17 protein-coding genes, 1 tRNA gene and 2 pseudogenes are annotated in these 17,287 nt (G+C 37.1%); 11 read left to right on the top strand and 9 right to left on the bottom strand.

All coding sequences use genetic code 11. From position 1 onward, the window contains the following. Window positions 1-350: pseudogene (locus tag D5R40_RS22795) on the bottom strand (RNA-guided endonuclease TnpB family protein); the annotation flags it as partial. Window positions 351-700: 350 nt separating this feature from the next. Here D5R40_RS22795 and phnF point away from each other — a divergent pair. Continuing rightward, a complete protein-coding gene (gene phnF, locus D5R40_RS22790; RefSeq protein ID WP_124146938.1) occupies window positions 701-1,432 on the top strand; it encodes a phosphonate metabolism transcriptional regulator PhnF in 732 nt (243 codons plus the stop codon). 10 nt (window positions 1,433-1,442) lie between these two features. Here the strand turns inward: phnF and D5R40_RS22785 are convergent, their stop codons facing one another. Further along, on the bottom strand, window positions 1,443-1,760 hold the full coding sequence (locus D5R40_RS22785; protein WP_338043246.1) for a DUF7219 family protein: 318 nt from the start codon (window positions 1,758-1,760) through the stop codon (window positions 1,443-1,445). A 74-nt stretch (window positions 1,761-1,834) separates the two neighbouring features. Here D5R40_RS22785 and D5R40_RS39975 point away from each other — a divergent pair. Then, window positions 1,835-2,300 (top strand): annotated as a pseudogene (locus D5R40_RS39975) (RNA-guided endonuclease InsQ/TnpB family protein); the annotation flags it as partial. A 306-nt stretch (window positions 2,301-2,606) separates the two neighbouring features. On the opposite strand, the gene D5R40_RS22775 reads toward D5R40_RS39975, so the two are convergent. Continuing rightward, on the bottom strand, window positions 2,607-2,867 hold the full coding sequence (locus D5R40_RS22775) for a DUF7219 family protein (protein WP_124146937.1): 261 nt from the start codon (window positions 2,865-2,867) through the stop codon (window positions 2,607-2,609). A 211-nt stretch (window positions 2,868-3,078) separates the two neighbouring features. Further along, window positions 3,079-5,811, bottom strand: coding sequence for a CBS domain-containing protein (locus D5R40_RS22770; protein WP_124146936.1), 2,733 nt, complete (start codon window positions 5,809-5,811; stop codon window positions 3,079-3,081). 466 nt (window positions 5,812-6,277) lie between these two features. On the opposite strand from D5R40_RS22770, the gene D5R40_RS22765 reads away from it, so the two are divergent. Next, window positions 6,278-6,982: a Uma2 family endonuclease gene (locus D5R40_RS22765; RefSeq protein WP_338043245.1), complete on the top strand. Its 705-nt coding sequence runs from the start codon at window positions 6,278-6,280 to the stop codon at window positions 6,980-6,982. A gap of 122 nt (window positions 6,983-7,104) precedes the next feature. Here the strand turns inward: D5R40_RS22765 and D5R40_RS42815 are convergent, their stop codons facing one another. From D5R40_RS42815 to D5R40_RS22745, 4 genes are all read right to left on the bottom strand, one after another. Beyond that, window positions 7,105-7,272: a type II toxin-antitoxin system PemK/MazF family toxin gene (locus D5R40_RS42815; protein WP_375339402.1), complete on the bottom strand. Its 168-nt coding sequence runs from the start codon at window positions 7,270-7,272 to the stop codon at window positions 7,105-7,107. Window positions 7,273-7,456: 184 nt separating this feature from the next. Continuing rightward, a complete protein-coding gene (locus D5R40_RS22755) occupies window positions 7,457-7,927 on the bottom strand; it encodes a tetratricopeptide repeat protein (protein ID WP_124146935.1) in 471 nt (156 codons plus the stop codon). Next, complete coding sequence (locus D5R40_RS22750; protein ID WP_124146934.1) at window positions 7,911-9,056, bottom strand: tetratricopeptide repeat protein; 1,146 nt, start codon at window positions 9,054-9,056, stop codon at window positions 7,911-7,913. Before D5R40_RS22750 ends, D5R40_RS22755 begins: the two co-directional genes overlap by 17 nt. After that, the gene (locus D5R40_RS22745) at window positions 8,954-9,193 is read right to left on the bottom strand and encodes a hypothetical protein (protein ID WP_124146933.1); all 240 of its coding nucleotides are present in this window, start codon (window positions 9,191-9,193) and stop codon (window positions 8,954-8,956) included. Before D5R40_RS22745 ends, D5R40_RS22750 begins: the two co-directional genes overlap by 103 nt. A gap of 147 nt (window positions 9,194-9,340) precedes the next feature. Between D5R40_RS22745 and D5R40_RS22740 the strand changes: the two genes are divergently transcribed. From D5R40_RS22740 to D5R40_RS22705, 7 genes are all read left to right on the top strand, one after another. Beyond that, window positions 9,341-9,550, top strand: coding sequence for a hypothetical protein (locus D5R40_RS22740; RefSeq protein WP_192901190.1), 210 nt, complete (start codon window positions 9,341-9,343; stop codon window positions 9,548-9,550). A gap of 800 nt (window positions 9,551-10,350) precedes the next feature. After that, complete coding sequence (locus D5R40_RS22730) at window positions 10,351-10,572, top strand: DUF5678 domain-containing protein (protein WP_124146932.1); 222 nt, start codon at window positions 10,351-10,353, stop codon at window positions 10,570-10,572. An 18-nt stretch (window positions 10,573-10,590) separates the two neighbouring features. Beyond that, the gene (locus D5R40_RS22725; protein ID WP_124146931.1) at window positions 10,591-10,983 is read left to right on the top strand and encodes a pepsin/retropepsin-like aspartic protease family protein; all 393 of its coding nucleotides are present in this window, start codon (window positions 10,591-10,593) and stop codon (window positions 10,981-10,983) included. A 386-nt stretch (window positions 10,984-11,369) separates the two neighbouring features. Then, window positions 11,370-11,561, top strand: coding sequence for a photosystem II reaction center protein PsbZ (gene psbZ, locus D5R40_RS22720; RefSeq protein WP_124146930.1), 192 nt, complete (start codon window positions 11,370-11,372; stop codon window positions 11,559-11,561). A gap of 183 nt (window positions 11,562-11,744) precedes the next feature. Then, a complete protein-coding gene (gene ribH, locus D5R40_RS22715; protein ID WP_124146929.1) occupies window positions 11,745-12,326 on the top strand; it encodes a 6,7-dimethyl-8-ribityllumazine synthase in 582 nt (193 codons plus the stop codon). A gap of 93 nt (window positions 12,327-12,419) precedes the next feature. Continuing rightward, window positions 12,420-12,491: transfer RNA gene (locus tag D5R40_RS22710), tRNA-Gly, on the top strand. A gap of 448 nt (window positions 12,492-12,939) precedes the next feature. Next, entirely contained in the window at window positions 12,940-13,344 is a 405-nt protein-coding gene (locus D5R40_RS22705; protein ID WP_124146928.1) for a hypothetical protein, read from the top strand. A gap of 1,078 nt (window positions 13,345-14,422) precedes the next feature. Here the strand turns inward: D5R40_RS22705 and D5R40_RS22700 are convergent. Then, window positions 14,423-15,238 (bottom strand): acyl-CoA desaturase, encoded by an 816-nt coding sequence (locus D5R40_RS22700; RefSeq protein WP_124146927.1) that lies wholly within the window; start codon window positions 15,236-15,238, stop codon window positions 14,423-14,425. A gap of 532 nt (window positions 15,239-15,770) precedes the next feature. Here D5R40_RS22700 and D5R40_RS22695 point away from each other — a divergent pair. After that, window positions 15,771-17,036, top strand: coding sequence for a methionine gamma-lyase family protein (locus D5R40_RS22695; protein WP_124146926.1), 1,266 nt, complete (start codon window positions 15,771-15,773; stop codon window positions 17,034-17,036). Window positions 17,037-17,287 lie beyond the last annotated feature (251 nt).

The following is a 17,287-nucleotide window of genomic DNA, read 5'->3' as shown; positions in this document are numbered from 1 at the left end:
TAACTTACTGTAGCCATTCCCCCTTTTTTTCTATAGTTAGGAATCCTTGGTCTGTCTGAGATTTTACCTTCATTATAGGCAATAATAAGACCATAATAAGACCTAAATGATTCAGCTACAGTTCTCAATGTTTGTTGTGCTGCTTGAGAATGTAAAACTTTGTAATGATAGTTCCTTTTGTAGACCTTTTCCAAGTCAAACTTGCCCAGAGTTTTGTGAGACTTAAAAAATAACTGCCGACCATAATATATTCCCATGTTAGTTAGCTTGTGAGACTCTTCGCATAAGAATGTTAAGATAGCAATTAATTCAGGATTTTGAGCAACTAAAACTTGCTGACAAGAGTACATTGGAAACGAGGGTTGGAATATTTATTGTGAAAAATGATAGCACAAGGCCACTTGAGTTGTCTAGTCTAAACGACTCGGTTGTTTTCATCCCCCGGTTAAAACATGGGGGCTTTCAAGTGGCTCTTCGGTCAAATAAAATACATCAGATTAAAATCCGACTAGTAGCCTTTCATCCATCGCTTAAAAGACGATGGCTTTCATGCTCCCGTGTTATTTAGGTAAGAGTGAATTTTATTGATTTACTCATACTCCTGTGCCTATTGCCCTTGATAATTGTTGGCTGCTCCACAATATTTATCTAAACTAGAAAAATATTAAACATAAATATATCTAAATATATTCAAGATGCCATGAGCCGTGAAGTATTACCAGTTTATACTCGAATTGCTGAAGAATTACGCCAAAATATTCATCAAGGAATTTATAAAGTAGGAGATAAGTTACCAACTGAAGCTCAACTGAGCGAATATTTTTCTGTTAACCGTCATACATTGCGTAGGGCGATCGCCATTCTCAAAACTGAAGGGTTAGTGAGAGTCGATCGAGGTCGTGGGACTTTTGTTGTTGGTAGACCCATTAAGTATTTTATAGGTAAAAGGGTACGCTATAATCAAACTCTTATTGCCCAAGGCCAAAAGCCTAGTTTTAGATTACTGCAAATGGTTGAAATACCTGCCGATGCTTCTATTGCTCAAGGATTAGAAGTAGAAGTAGGTACTCCTGTAGCTTTAATTGAACGTTTAGCATTTGCAGACGATCAACCTATTAATATTTCTAGTAGTCATTTTCCTTTAGATCGTTTTCCAGGAATTGTAGAGGAGGAAGCAATTGAATTTTTGCGAGAGAAAGGTTCAATTTCTAAGTTGTTAAGGGAAAAATATAATAGCGATCATATTCGTCGTACAACTCATGTTTATGCTCGTATAGTCAGACATGAAGATACTTCTCTGTTGGAAGTTCCTCTGAATCATCCTATTTTGTTAGCAGAGTCAATCAATGTCAATCAGGATGGCAATATTATTGAATATGGGGTGACTAGATTTAGAGGCGATCGGATGGAGTTAGTCTTTGAAAATGAATGAGCTTGAATATTTAAGATTGTTGAGAAAAACCTGAATCTTTCTTGATTTTTTCCAGCTGTTCCCATAGTTCCTGAATTTGCAGATAAGCAGATGTTGTTGAAATTTTTCCTGATGTTTGTAAACCACTGATATAATTTATTTTATGAGAAAATTCTTGTAATTTCGCATTGAAATTGATATTTGCTGGAGTTGCTTGTCCGTAATAGGGACTTTGTGGATATAGAAATTCATCCTTTTTCATTTCAGCTTTTCCTGAGTTTATTTCAAAAATTTTAAGTTTGTTTTTTATCTTAATATAAAGTATATTATATAAATTTTTATTTGCCAATGTTTAAAGTCTGTAATTTTAGTTAATAACTATTAACTTTTTGTCAAATAAATATACTTCTTTAATCCAATAAACACGATCTGGTAGTATACGAAGATTTGAAGATTGCCAATTTAGTTAAAAACCATCATTTAGCTAAGTCAATATCTGATGCAAGTTGATATCAATTTACAAAATGGCTTGAGTATTACCCTAAGTTACACGGGATTGTTTGTGTAGCAGTACCTCCCCATTTCACATCTCAAGAATGTTCAAATTGTGGTCGAACGGTAAAAAAATCATTGTCTGTTAGAACTCATAAATGCTTACATTGCGGTTATATATGTAGATAGAGACCATAACGCAGCAAGAAATATTCTAGCTAAAGGGATGGAGATGTTGGGAGTGATATTTAACAGTACCGAGGGGCACTCGGAAACTGGGGACAAAATCCCAAACGCTACAGGAGAGTTTGACCGCTGGATTGATAATAGCAATATTGTTAATGTAAGTCATTTCAATGAATGTAGAATCATCTTAGATGAGAATCCCGCATCATAATCTTAGATTTGATGCCGGGAGTATGTCAATTTTTGAGATTTAAGTAGACGGACATACATAATTAGTCATATCATGTCCGCACTTTATAGTTTGTGTAAACCCAAGGGTGAATATCTACAAAAAATTTAAGTTTTTTGGACTTTTAAGTCTTCTGTTCTAGATAACTAAAGCCTTCTTCCCTCTTCCTTAAAAATCTGGTTTTTAATCATGGAAAAGAAGAGCTGTAAAAAATCATATTTTAGGAAAATTTTATACCACTCCTCTATGAATTATCAATATTCAAGTAAACTTGATATAATTACCTAATTAAATATTTTTCCGGTCTGAATTATTTTCAGGGTCTGTACCTATTCCTAAATTTTTCTTAGAATTTTTCAACTGTTTCCAAAGTTCTTTGATTTGCTCGTAAGCTTCTTCAGGAGAAATTTTTCCACCAGTTTCTAAACCGCAAATTATACTTACTCGTTGAGCAAATTCTTGCAGATTTGAATTAAATACTAAGTTTTCTGGGGTAAAATCACCTTGATATCGACTGTGAGGATACAAAAAATCATCATCAATTGCCATAGTTTTTTCCTGATAAATATCCTAAAAGGGAACAGGGAACAGGGAACAGGGAACAGGAAATATAAGAATATTCCTACAAGTATACCTGACTATCCTCAAAAGTGCTGTAATTTCTATTCTCTATTGTTGATATCAAATCCGCTTAATTCGGCATAAAAAAATGTTCCATCTCCCCACACTCCCCACACTCCCCATCTAAATTACACTGATGCTACCGAAGAGGATAATACCTAGCTAAAAATTTCTCAGCATCAGAGCGATCGCTCACCACACCATCCAAAGTTGCAGTCAAAAGATCGTCCAAAATCAACTTAAACTCACGCCCCGGTTTATATCCCATTTCCTTCAAATCATTTCCATTCAAAACAGGTTTAACATTTGCCCACTGAGTCAAATATTGCCAAACCCTACGTCGCACCCAACGCTCACATTGTACCGCAATTAAAATCAACATCGGCAAATCGTACTTCCGCAACAACCACACCACCTGACTCGGACTATTACATTCTGGCAAACTATCCATAACCTTACCCTTTGCCAACTCCAACTGCTCCAGTCGTTTCACACTATCCACAGGCAACTGTAAATTTTTTCCCACCAAACCCCGGTATTCAGACTCCAAATAAGCAATCAAAACCTCCAACCGCATTTGCCAGTGAGATAAACTTTTCTGAGCATCAAAACGTTGCAAACACCTATCCATCAAACATACCTGCTGCCACAACTTCCGGTCTAACTCCAAAGTGCGATGAATACAACGCAACGCTCCCAAATTTCCCAATAACTTTAAAGCAGGTTTCCAATAATTAGCTTGCAAAATATATTTCAACTCACTTTTGAGTCGAGTTTCCAAAGCAGGCACCCTTCTATTTTTTTCCGCCTTCCCAATATTTTGGCGGTGATATACCCCACTATTAATAGCGTAACGAATATACTCTTCTGTTTTTGCTTCAATTTCAAATCCTAATCTCACAGCAAACCTTACCGCTCGATAGATACGAGTGGGGTCTTCAATAAAACTGTTGGCGTGTAACACCCGCATTTGCTTCCCCTGCAAATCTGACAACCCACCAAAAAAATCAAGCAATTCTCCAGCACGAGGTTCAGTCAATCTTGCTGCCAAAGCATTAATAGTAAAATCCCGACGATACAAGTCTTGACGAATTGAACTTGCTTCAACTTCTGGGTTAGCTGCTGGATAGGGATAAAATTCTGTGCGAGCAGTAGCAATATCTATCCACAGAGAGTCTAACACCGGGTCGTTGTGCCAAAGTAGGGCAGCAGTTTGAAATTGACCGTGAACTTCCAAACGTGCTGTGGGGTAAATTTTTTGCAATGCTTTTGCCAACTCCACCGCAGGAGCTTTTTCTGCTGACTCAGAGTGACAACCATCTACGACTAAATCAATATCTGTTAACAGTAGAGTCTCATCAAATTTTGATAATAATAAATCTCGCACCCCTCCACCAATTAGATATAGTTGCCAACCTCGTTTTTCTGCCAACTCAGCAACACAGGTGAGTAGTTGCCAAAGTTGAGGTGCAAGACGTTCTTGTAAAAGTTCGGCAATTGATTTACAAGTTTCGCCAGGTATACAACCAAGTTGTTCGTTTTGAGGGCGTTGTTGTTGATGCAATTCTCGTAAAACGTCGGTGCGGGTAACTATTCCGACTAAACGGTTATTTTCCAACACTGGCAACCGCCCAATATCGTAAGTAACCATCAATTCTTCAATTTCTTGGAGGGTGGTTTTTGGGGAAATAGTTTTGAGTTGTGGTGTCATGTAACCTTTGACTGGAGCATGACTAAAACCATGGTGGAGGGCGATGTCAATATCTCGCCGAGTAATAATTCCAACTAATTCTCTGGATGAGTCTACTACTGATAAACCAGAATGACCGTAACGTAATAGTATGCGATGAGCTTCTTCTATGGATGTCTCAGGAGGAATGGTGCGAACTGGAGATGACATCAAATCTCTGGCGGTGGGAGGTTGAGGAATTTGATTTTTGAGTTGGTCTACGAGTTTTTCCAGGGTTGCTTCAGGGTTACTGTCTCGGAGAGTAACTGCTGCTGCTCGGAGATGACCACCACCACCGAGAGGTTGTAATAGTTCGCTGAGGTTAGTATCTGGGATACGCGATCGCCCGATAATACTTAAGCTTTTTTCTGTTGTGTCTTTGAAGGAGTGGGTATGACCTAGGAGGAGAGCATCTATTTCTGTAAGGTCAATTAAACTAGAAGCTAAACTGGATAAACCGGGAATATATTCATCAGTGTGTAATAGTATCCACCCTATCTGATAATTTCTCACGGTGGAGCGTTGGATATTTTCCAGAGCTATTTTCAATAAATCTTGCAGTTGGGGAGATAAACCAGGTTCAGCATATTCGGAAATTACGGGTAAACTAGCGCCTTGCTGCATTAACCATGCTAAAGCTACTGCATCTCTTGGTGTTGTGTGGTCGAAGGTTAGGGAACCAGTATCAGCGTGGATACCAAGGGCCATAATTGTTGCTTCTGCTGGAGTTAAGACAGGGGTAGAATTGTTTTGGAGAGTCTGGAGTTTTTCTGCGATGAGGGTTGTGGTTGCTCCCACTGCTTCTATATAAGTTTGGGTAGCTGGAATATCGGTTTGAATTTCACAGTGATGGTCATAGATGATAATTTCTGATAGGTGGGGTAAGTCTAACCATTGGGCAGTTTTTCCCAGTCGGGAGCGTGTTTGAGTATCAACTATATATATGGAGCGGATTTGTTTTGGGTTGACGGAGCGACGTTCGATGATGGCAAATTCGTCTCGATGGAGGGCAAGGAATTGTTTGACGGTGGGGTGACAACCGCCAGTTAGTACGAGGCGACTACCTGGGTGGAGGTGGGTTAGTCCGACGGCGGCGCCGAGGGCGTCGAAGTCTGCGGTTGTGTGGCATAAGATTATGTTCATTTCATATTAAGTCAAAAGTCAAAAGTCAAAAGTCAAAAGTCAGAGTTTATGGGAAGTCAAAATTCAAGAATTTAGAATTTAGAATTTAGAATTTAGAATTACCTCTTCTTATAAATTAAGAGGATTGGTTAAAAGGATTTTTTTTCTTCTCTTGGTCTCATGGATATGGCGAGGAGACCCGCTCTTGACAGAGCCGCTCCGCTAACGCCATCCCATCCTACGGAATGCTCCGCAAACGACCGCTTTTTCTCCATGAATGGAGAGGCTTTATACCTGAATTTTTTGGTAATATTTTATAGGCTTAAAAATTTTAGGATAACATAAATAATTAAGTCATCTAAAGATTACTAAAGGTAACTGATTTATTATAGCTAATTAACGAGACTTGATATTATTTCTATAGGATGAGATTGTTGAAGAAATTCACAGAATTTGTGAAGAGTATTCTCGTTCATTTAATTATGATTTGAAACCCATATTTGCTGATTTACAAAAGCAGCAAGCGGAAAGTACCAGGGAAGTTGTGAATTTATCTCGAAAACCAGATATAACAAAACGTTGGAGGAGAAAAAAATTTATGATTTCTCAACCCCAAGATTATCCAAAAATGACCCCTGAAGAATATCTAGAATGGGAAGCTAAACAGGAATTTCGCCATGAATATGTAGACGGTGAAGTTTTAGCTATGACTGGAGGAAGTCTTCCTCATAATGATATTGCTCTTAATTTCTACCGTTCTCTATATCCCCATCTCCGTCAAAGAGGTTGTCGAGTTAATGTGTCTGATGCTAAAGTTAAAGATGCTAAAAATAATCGTTATTTCTATCCAGATTTAGTTATTAGTTGTAATGCTGAGGATTTAAAATCTCGTGACTTTATTAAACATCCTAAAGTCATTGTTGAGGTGCTTTCCCCTAGTACAGGAAAATACGATCGCGGTGATAAGTTGAAATATTATCGTCAATTTCCTAGTTTGCAAGAATATGTTTTGGTAGATTCAGAATCAATATTTGTAGAAATTTATCAACGTGGGGAGGGGAAAATGTGGAATTATTGTGGGTATACAGAAGGTGAGTCTATTACATTAGAGAGTATTGAATTTAGTTCTGCTATTGAAGTTTTGTACGAAGGAGTTAATTTTGAAGTTCCAGAAAAAACAGAGCAAGCGTAGGTTGGGTTGAGGAACGAAACCCAACTTTACCAAAATAAAGCGCGTGTTGGGTTTATCCTAACGGATAAGCTCCGCTAACATTGAGGTAGTCGATGGGATTGAATTTTTAGATATAGAATAATTTAACCCTCGTACTCTACAAGTAAAGCAATACCAGCTGATATTTTATCCATAACTTCACTAGAACAAACACCTATTTTCTTAACTAACCTTTGCAAATCCATTCCTCTTATTTGCAATAAATCAACAGTAGAAACTTTGCTTAAATTATTTTCTAAATCCGGTTCAATTTTAATGTGTCAACTATCATTATTAAAATAATTTTTCCAATCAGTAATAGGTGCAATTAACTTAATTGGTAATCTACCAATACCATCGGAACTAATGATAATCGCCGGACGAATATTTCTAATTTATGCTCCGATAGTTGGGTCAAAATTTGTTAGCCAAATATCTCCCCGTTTGGGTAAATTATCATTCTTCATATAATTCATCCCAAGTTTGCAAATCTTCCCATTCTCTATCTTGCTGATAATATTCGCACATTTTTTCGGCTTGCTTTGCCAAAATTTTTCGTCTTTCTTCTAATGGTAATTTAATTAAATAACGGGTATCTTTTTCATCTATTTCTTGGAGGTAAGTATTGAACAATTTTTCTTTTAACTCCTGACTCTCTTTTAGAAAAATTCCTAACTCCTGAGCAATAGACAAACCTTGCTTATAAAAATCATGTGCCAACTTATCATCATGTAACTTATGATAAAGTTCGGCTAAATTATAAAGAGTTATAACTTCTTTCGGACGACTGCCAATTTGGCGATAAATATCTAATGCTTGTTGTAAAAGTTCCAGTGCTTCTATATTTTGCTGAAGTTCTATCAAAGTAGCACCTAAATTACATAAAGCAGTTGCTTTCATCCCAAGAGCATCAATTTTTTTCAGCAATTTGCAACTGTTGACGATGGTAATCTAATGCTTTGTGATAATCTTTGAGAGCAAAGTAAACATTTCCTAAATTTCCCATTGCTGCACCTTGACTTTTAGGACTTCTAATTTGTTTTGCAATACTCAAATTTTGTTGGTGGTACTCCAGAGCTAAATTGTATTTACCCAAGCGATGAAAAACATTACCTAAACTTCCAGACGCAGCTCCTATATTTGACAAATCACCTGTTTGTTTAGCAATATCTAAAGCTTTCTGATGACAACTAATTGCTCGAGCATAATTTTTTTGAGAAGAATAAATAGTTCCTAAATTATTCAATATCATTCCTTCATTATCTAGGTCCTTAATTTCCTGTGCAATTTTCAAACCTTGGTGATAATAATCGAGTGCCTGATGATATTTTCCTAGAGCATTATAAGCATTAGCTAAATTTCCCAAACTATGACCTTCTTCAGCTAGATTACCAACAGAACGTGCAACATCTAAACTGAGGTTATAATAGTTAATTGCTTGCTCATAATCTCCCATTGAATAATAAGCATTACCTAAATGTCTCAATGGTAAACCTTCCCTACTCCGCTGTTTCATTTCCTTAACAATATCTAGGTGTTGTTTGTGATAATCAATCGCTTTTTTATATTTACCTGATAAGGCATAAACAATTCCTAAACCTCCTAGCGCCATCCCTTCATTACCACTATCTTCTATCTTTCTGGCAATTACTAACTGTTGTTGATGATATTTAATAGCTTTCTGATATTCTCCTAAAGATTTGTAAGCTGTAGCTAAACCCCCTAACGTTCTTCCCACTCCCAGAGGGTCTTCATTTTCTTTTATAATAGTTAAATGTTGCTGATAAGAATCAATAGCTTTTTGATATTTTCCCATAGAAATATAAACACTACCTAAATTAGAAAAAGCTCTTCCTTGACCTAAGCGATCGCTTCTTTCTTGAGCAATTACTAAATGTTTTTGGTGATATTCAATAGCTTTTTGATATTCTCCTAAAGAATAGTGAACGTTACCTAAACTTCCTGATGCTGCTCCCTCTTGAAAGCGATCGCCCTTTCTGCTTCTATTGCTGCGGGAGAATTTCCAGCACCAGTCTCCACAATACCTACTTCCCACTGTTGACCATCAATAGAAAATTTACCCCTTTCATAAATTGTCCCATTAGGGTGAATATCCTCCCCCAAGTCACTCAGATAAGCGCGTACTGCCATATATTCGATACGAATTGCTGTTAAAATAACCGCACAAGCCATACCTTTACCTATTAATTGAGCTGCTTTGTATTATGGCTAATTTATTTTTAAATGTGTAAAAATCAAACTGCTTTTCAATAAATTTAAACTCCTTTCTAATACTATTCAATTACTTCTATTACCAACTTATTACAGAAAAAAATTTCTATGAACGACCAAAAACCCATACTTCAAATTTTTCTACTCGAATACCAAAAATTGAAAGAAGAACAACTCAAACGTATTGCCTTCCGAGACCAAATCATTTATCTAACACTAGGAATATTTGGCGGAATACTCTCTTTTGCTCTATCAAATAAAACTAATTTTTATGCCCTCTTAGTTATTCCTTGGGTTTGCCTAATGGGACTTACATAAAATAAAGGCAGAAAATAGGGTCAGATATAGATGGGTAGAGGTTTTCACGTCGAAAAGGCATAAATCCTGAGTTACTAAGGGTTCTAGCCATTTTTAAGGCTTTGACGTAATTCCCTTGTCTAGACTGACTTTGACGCATTTTTCCTACCAAAAAATGTCTAAGTACCACTAATTCTCGGTTGGACTTATGTAGTTAATGACGAAAAAATCTCTGCTCTGGGAAAATATATTCGATTAACTCTCACCGAAAAAATCAAAGCACAAATAGATGATTCAGATATCGAATCTATCTTTGGCTGGGAGATTGCTCATAGAAGTGACGAAAGAAGAAAAAGGCGGAAAATACAGCAATTAATTATTGATGAAATTACTTTTGTATTCTCTGGTTTAGTAGCTTTATTTGCTTTCTGGTCTCTAGGTACAAATTTTCCTTTGGTGATTCATATATTTTGTATTATTGAGCTTATTCTATTAGTAGTTTTAGGCATAGAAATTATCATTTATGCCGATCTAGCTAAAGGTCGGTAAATAATTAACAATTAATAATTAACAATTATTATCGCTGTTGGTAATAGCTATAGCGAGGTTTATAGTCATTTAAAAAAAGAAGAACATAAGGTAATGCCTTTAGTTTTTGAACTACCCGAATCCGATAACAAACTTGATGGCTACCTGATATTTTATCGAATCTCAGGGAATAATTAGTTTTGACAGTTAAAACGCGATTCAAAAATTGCTATATATTAGTTACAAACCTATTTTTTTCAGGAGAAATTATGAGCGATATTAGCGTCGAATAATTGGCAGCAATTTTAGAGGAAGATGATAAGTGGCTGACCGAAAATTACAACAAACTTATCCAACAGTATCCAGGACAAATGGTGGCTATTAATGATGGTAAAGTAGTTGCTGTGGGAAGAGAAGTAAGAGACTATTGTGCCACCCGACAAAATGCAGTTTTGGTAGGGAAATTACTAATAAACGTACCCCATCCCGACGATTTAGAACCATTTTTAATTTAAGCAAAGGGCGCTAATTTGATGGCAATTATTAGATTTAACTACAAACTGATCAACGCTACTTTTCAACCTATAATTACTCTTGGTGTTCTTCTAAAAAATGCCTGGATACGGGTAGATTTTTACGTCGATTCAGGAGCAAATTATAGTGTGGTTAGTTCTAAAGTTGCGGAGGAATTTGAGTTTAATTATCTAGCTGGCGATCGCGTCAATTTACAAGTAGGAGATGGGGGTCTGATTCCAGTTTATTTACACGATTTGGAAATACAATTAGGCAGGGAAAGATTTACTTGCCCTATTGGATTTTTCCATCACTTAGGCGTATCTTTTAACGTTTTAGGAAAGCAGGGAATTTTTGACAAGTTTAAAATCTGTTTTCTAGAATCTCAGGGAATAATTAGTTTTGAAAGTTGAAAGGTAACGAAGTAAGTTAAAAAATTTCAAGCTATTTGTAGTTATTCTGAGGAAAGATTTACTAATTTGTTTTTAGTCGCTTTTAGGATAGTAAGGTCTGTTGACTTTAACGACACTTTTGACTGCTCCATCAAAGTAATAAAAAAGGCAAAATTTTATATTATATCTCTGAAATGACCTACCTACATCAAAAATTAACCACTAAAATTAAGATTATCGTTGCACAGTATGTGGCTAAGAAAAAATTGGTTAGGATATAAACTGATGATGAATCTTAGACAGCGAAAATATTTTTCCAACCGTTCTCTGTTCCCTGTTCTCTGTTCCCTGCTGTATGATATTCTAATTTTTTATAGGATGAGTTTGTTGTTATACCAGGAGAAAAGATGTTAACATTCTTGTTTCAATTTGTACTACTTTTATTAGTAGTCTTATCTTTTGTTTTAGTAGTTGGCGTACCTGTTGCCTATGCTTCTCCCCAAATCTGGAGTCAAGGCAAACCTTTGATCTTTATTGGTTCTGGTTTGTGGTTAGCACTGGTAATTGCAGTGGGTGTTTTGAACTTTTTGGTGGTTTAGGCCAACAATTTTGATTTAAAATTGATAGAATCAGACAGTTCTATTGGGCAATACCTAGAGAAAACATGGTGTAAGAGGCAAGAGATAGCAAGTTAGTCCTTGTTGCTACTTGACTCTTACTAACCTCTATACTAAAAGTTATTAGCTTTGATCTAAAAAATTTAACTAAAAAAGAATTCTAATATGACAGTTTTCGAGGGAACATTTACTCAAACTGAATCCTTACGCTTTGCTATTGTGATTGGTCGCTTCAATGACTTAATTACTGGCAAATTAATTGAGGGTTGTCAAGATTGTTTGAAACGCCACGGTGTAGATCCAAACCCAGAGGGTACTCAAGTAGATTATGTTTGGGTCCCTGGTAGTTTTGAGATTCCTCTAGTCGCCCGTCAATTGGCCATGAACGGTAGCTACGATGCAGTAATTTGTTTAGGAGCTGTAATTAAAGGCCAAACACCTCATTTTGATTATGTAGCTGCTGAAGTATCTAAAGGAATTGCCGCGGCAGCATTTCAAACGGGAGTACCAGTAATTTTTGGCATTGTAACTACAGATACTATGCAACAAGCTCTAGAGAGAGCTGGCATTAAAAGCAATAAAGGTTGGGAATATGCCATGAATGCTCTTGAAATGGCTAGTTTGATGCGTCAAATGAGAGGTGGTATAAACTCCTCATCTAATAATCGTAGTATTACTGGTACAACACAAGTTTTACCTATAACTTCCAACAATTTAGTAGAGTCTGATGTATCTCCAGAAGCATAGACCAAGCGATCAACAATTATTGATCGGAAAAAATCTACTGGAGGGTTGACAAATAAAATTATTTGTGAAATTATAGATATATAGTTACAAACCGCGGGTATAGCTCAGTGGTAGAGCGCAACCTTGCCAAGGTTGATGTCGCGCGTTCGAATCGCGTTACCCGCTTAATTAAATAGCAGTTAGGAATCAACGGTCACCAGTCAGCATTAAGACTTTTTTTTACGTTGAGTCGGGGATTTCAACCCCTACTTAACAATCAGGCTTTTAGAAGCCGGGGATTTAACCCAAGGTCAAAAAGCTGTTAACGTTACCGTTAGCGAAGCTCCTGCGGAGGAGGCAAGAGGTAGTTCCTCCGCAGGAGGCTAGCTGAAATGCTGATAGCTGATAGCTAGTTAAGGTTGAAACTTTTGCCTAATAAAGCTTAAATTTATAGCATTATCTATGACTTTATTTGACCTATGAAATAGTTCAAATAACGGAATCTCAATAATCAAACTTCTTCCTTGTTCCTTGTTTCCTCTTGCTTGTGATGTAAGTTAGAATTGGCATAATAGACCTATGCTGAGAATCAGATTGTCTTTTTTCTGTCAACGCTTTCGCTTCTACGATTACTTTGCGACCTCAAAAAGCTCTGAAAATTGATTTGAATGGAGAGTACCCCTGTCCATGTCGGCGTAAGGGCCACTTAATTCCAATAACCCTGACAGATGCCTTTGGCTGTAATCGCTGTCAGCAAATATTTGTGGTCAATGAAAATGGCCATACTATTGAACAACTCTCCACTCACTACCCATACAAACTAGCTTGGCGATGGACAGGCAAACATTGGAATCGTGCCTATTCTAATTGGAGGGCACATTATTTACCAATAGCTCTAGTAATGATTTTAGTTCCATTAGTGATTTGGCTACCTCTGGCCTTAAACTCTCCTGGTTCTAATATAATTATTTGGGCACTGGTGGCAGTGGTTTTGGCTATGCTTCCTGCCTTGATTGTTTGGCTTGCTTACAGACGTTAAACTGAGTGGGGGAGTAGGGGAGTGGGGGAGTGGTCATTTCAGTTATCAGTTATCAGTTATCAGTACTTCTGCAATAAGGAGGCTTGATATAAGGAATATTCTCTTTTTTTTATCCCCTTAAAAGGGGAGGTTTTAGACCACAATTTCTCGATAAACATAAGAGTAATTGGTAGTTCTGCTCGCGTAATGGTATACAGGAAAAAGGAATACCCGTCATGGGAGCAAGATGCTCCCACTATTCTCGTAACAAAAATAATGACAATACAGGACCATTACAATGCACCACGACCTAGTAATTAACATGAACTGACTAATAATTATCTATCGAAAAGGTTATTATTTCTGTGTTAATTATTTAATAATTGAAGTGTCAACTAATTTTCTTAAGCAGGGGAGTAGGAGAGTAGGGAATGGTGGGAAATTCAGACATTTTCAATAGAATTAAGAAGAGTATTTTTACAGCATATTCTAAATATATAAAGTACAGGTATTAACAATTAAATGTTTATAGCATCTTGCCCGCGATGGTTGTACCTCACTAAAATGGAATCTGCTATATTACCGGGACTTTGATATTTTTTAGGTAAAAAATAGCTTCAAACTCAACGGTAGCAAGGAAAATACGTTGATCTGGCTAAAAATGGCTCAAACCTAGTGCAGGATGGCGAAAATAACTGACCAGTTACAAAATCCTAAAACAATTACAAATCAATACTTTTGAGTTTTAACTTTTGACTGTCTTGAGTGCGTCTTACATTCTGGAGGGGCTGTGTGCGGAATTACTTCCGCACTTTATACGCCCCGTAGGAAACCTCAGAATTACGCACTCGCTTTTAACTTCCGCGTAGTGGCACTAGATATATCAAGGAATAGGCTATTTTGACGTTAAAGCATGATACAGCAAGGGTTTAAAACTATTTTTAAGGCATTTTTTGCTAAAGTCCCGTTACTAATTAATGAGACCTAATACCACTCAGCAAAACGAGGATAAATTTAGGTATTAAAATAGAAAATTACCCTATATGAAAAACATCATATAGGGTGAAAAAATTAATTTAGGACTACTATTATTAAATAGCTATTTTGTTGCTAATTTCACATTAGTGGCTAAACCTAAAGCTTGTAATAATTGAATCATCATCCAAGTCGTATCAATTTCCCACCATTGCAAACCATGACGTGCAGAATACTGAAAAGCATGATGGTTATTGTGCCAACCTTCACCATAAGTTAATACGGCCACCCACCAGCAGTTAGTGGAATCATCACCAGAATCATAAGTACGATAACCAAACTTATGAGTGGCACTATTAACTAACCAAGTGCAGTGAAAAACAGCAACTATTCTAAAAAAAATACCCCAAACTACAAAGGACCAACCTCCAACAAGGTAGAGCAAAATGCCAAAAGCAATTTGAATGGGAATAAAGTTATTTTGCAAAAATTTATAAACAGGATCGTCTGCTATGTCCTTTATGTAGCGAGGAACTTCAGACCTGATTGGTAAATTGTGGAGCATCCAACCCATGTGACTCCACCAAAACCCGCGATGAGAATCATGGGGATCTTGTTCATTATCTGAATGTAGGTGATGAATACGGTGTAAACCTACCCAGTCACAAACTCCACCTTCACAGGCAAGTGTACCGCAAAAAACTAAGAAGTATTCTAGCCACTTGGGAGTTTGAAAGCTCCGGTGTGTCACCATACGATGAAAGCCTAATGTAATACCTAGACCACCTGTAATCCAATGTAATAATAAGGCTAGGCCAACTGCAGTCCAACTAAAGTTACTGGGAAGCAGGGCAAACAAGGCTCCAATATGCAGGAATGCCATAAAGCCTATTATGCTCCAATCAGGGGAAAATTTTTCTGATGTTGTTGAAATTGTCATGAAAATCTCTAAAGTTAATAACTAAATAGCTCCTTTGGAGCTAGCTTAATCAAAGCAAGTTTATGTGTTCGTATAGGATATGGAAAATATTTTAATAATAACTACTTAATCTATTAATCAGAAGCAGAAATTTAAAAAATATTCTTAGTACCAAAATCCAGTTTTTTGTTAAGTGTTTAAGTTTAAATTCCTAACTAATAATACAGGATAATTATTCTTAAACCAAGGTACTATAAATATAGTCAATAAATATAGTAAATTCTCTAAGTTTTGGTGATTGAATCTGAAAATTTGATTAATAAAAAAAGTCAATTACTATCTTGAAAATCAAGCAAAATACTGCTTTGTTTATTGAGTTTTTTGACTTCAAATTTGTTATGGCTTTTTGATGAAACTTTTTTCAAACAAAAGCACAGCCTGCATATCTAAATTAATTCTTTGTTGACAAAGGAATTTTAGATTTTATGGTGAATTTGATTATTAACAAAAATTTACACTTTGTATAGCATACCACAAATACAACAAATTAAATATGAATAGCACTACTTATCTACAAACAGCAGAACAGGACCTATTTCCCATATTTTCCGATATTGATAGCTTAGTCAAGCAAAATCTCAGACGAGTTCTAGATGCTTTTCGCGAACATCGGGTAGGTGTCCATCATTTTGCAGGAGTTACTGGTTATGGCCATGACGATTTAGGGCGGGAAACTTTGGACAAGGTTTTTGCTCAGGTGATGGGGGCTGAGGCAGCAGCGGTAAGAGTCCAATTTGTTTCTGGAACTCATGCGATCGCCTGTGCTTTGTTTGGCACTCTTAGGCCAGGGGATGAAATGTTGTCTGTGGTGGGTTCTCCTTACGATACTTTGGAGGAGGTTATTGGTCTGAGGGAGGAAGGTCAAGGTTCTCTGAAAGATTTTGGCGTTAGTTATCGGGAGTTGCCGTTAACTAATACTGGTGCAATAGATTGGCGAGGGTTGGAGTCTGCTATTACTGAGAAAACTCGTCTGGCTTTGATTCAACGTTCTTGTGGTTATTCTTGGCGAGCTAGTTTGTCTATTGCAGATATTGAGAAAATTGTCAAGATAGTTAAGGAACAAAATCCTCGGACAGTTTGTTTTGTGGACAACTGTTATGGGGAGTTTATTGAGGACCGGGAACCTCTTGTGGTGGGAGCTGATTTGGTGGCGGGGTCTTTGATTAAAAATCCTGGTGGTACTATAGTTCCGGCAGGTGGTTATGTGGCAGGTAGGGGAGATTTGGTGGAAGCTGCTGCTTGTCGGTTAACTGCTCCTGGTATTGGTAGTAGTGGTGGGGCAACTTTTGAGCAGAATAGGTTGTTGTTTCAAGGTTTATTTTTGGCGCCTCAAATGGTGGGGGAGGCGATGAAGGGTAATCATTTGACGGCTTATGTTTTTGATAAGTTGGGTTATCCTGTTAATCCTCTTCCTTTTGAAAAACGACGGGATGTTATTCAGGGGATAAGGTTGGGTTCCCCGGAGAAGTTAATTTCTTTTTGTCGAGCTATTCAGCAATATTCGCCTGTGGGGTCTTATTTAGATCCGGTACCGGCACCGATGCCTGGGTATGAAAGTCAGTTGGTTATGGCAGGTGGCACTTTTATTGATGGGGCGACTTCAGAATTTTCGGCAGATGGTCCTTTGAGGGAACCTTATGTGGTGTTTTGTCAGGGGGGGACTCATTGGACTCATGTGGCGATCGCTCTGGAGGCGGCTATTGAGGCGGTAGGGTTTGGTATGGAAGTCAAAAGTCAAAAGTCAAAAGTCAAAAGTTAGAATTTTTTAATTATGAAATTTTTCCTTTTATTGCGGATAGAGCAATAGTAGTTTCATTTGCTGGAGCTCTCGGAGGGTGGAGGATGGAATTTTTCCTTTTATTGCGGATAGAGCAATAGTGGTTTCATTTACTTAAGCTCCTGGTGCTGGAGGATAAGATTTTCTCTTTTATTGCGGATAGAGCAATAGTGGTTTTATTTGCTGAAGCTCCCGGAGCTGGAGGGTAAAAATTTTTCCTTTTACTGCGTATA

The sequence above is a fragment of the Okeania hirsuta genome, from assembly GCF_003838195.1.
GTDB lineage: Bacteria > Cyanobacteriota > Cyanobacteriia > Cyanobacteriales > Microcoleaceae > Okeania > Okeania hirsuta.
The sequence above is the reverse complement of the archived record's forward strand: the minus strand, read 5'-3'. Positions and strand labels throughout refer to the sequence as shown.

Excerpts from the sequence above, each read along its gene's own strand:
- phnF (WP_124146938.1), top strand. The coding sequence starts at position 701 with ATGAGCCGTGAAGTATTACCAGTTTATACTCGAATTGCTGAAGAATTA.
- D5R40_RS22775 (WP_124146937.1), bottom strand. The coding sequence starts at position 2,867 with ATGGCAATTGATGATGATTTTTTGTATCCTCACAGTCGATATCAAGGT.
- D5R40_RS22770 (WP_124146936.1), bottom strand. The coding sequence starts at position 5,811 with ATGAACATAATCTTATGCCACACAACCGCAGACTTCGACGCCCTCGGC.
- D5R40_RS22745 (WP_124146933.1), bottom strand. The coding sequence starts at position 9,193 with ATGGCTTGTGCGGTTATTTTAACAGCAATTCGTATCGAATATATGGCA.
- D5R40_RS22740 (WP_192901190.1), top strand. The coding sequence starts at position 9,341 with ATGAACGACCAAAAACCCATACTTCAAATTTTTCTACTCGAATACCAA.
- D5R40_RS22725 (WP_124146931.1), top strand. The coding sequence starts at position 10,591 with ATGGCAATTATTAGATTTAACTACAAACTGATCAACGCTACTTTTCAA.
- psbZ (WP_124146930.1), top strand. The coding sequence starts at position 11,370 with ATGTTAACATTCTTGTTTCAATTTGTACTACTTTTATTAGTAGTCTTA.
- ribH (WP_124146929.1), top strand. The coding sequence starts at position 11,745 with ATGACAGTTTTCGAGGGAACATTTACTCAAACTGAATCCTTACGCTTT.
- D5R40_RS22700 (WP_124146927.1), bottom strand. The coding sequence starts at position 15,238 with ATGACAATTTCAACAACATCAGAAAAATTTTCCCCTGATTGGAGCATA.
- D5R40_RS22695 (WP_124146926.1), top strand. The coding sequence starts at position 15,771 with ATGAATAGCACTACTTATCTACAAACAGCAGAACAGGACCTATTTCCC.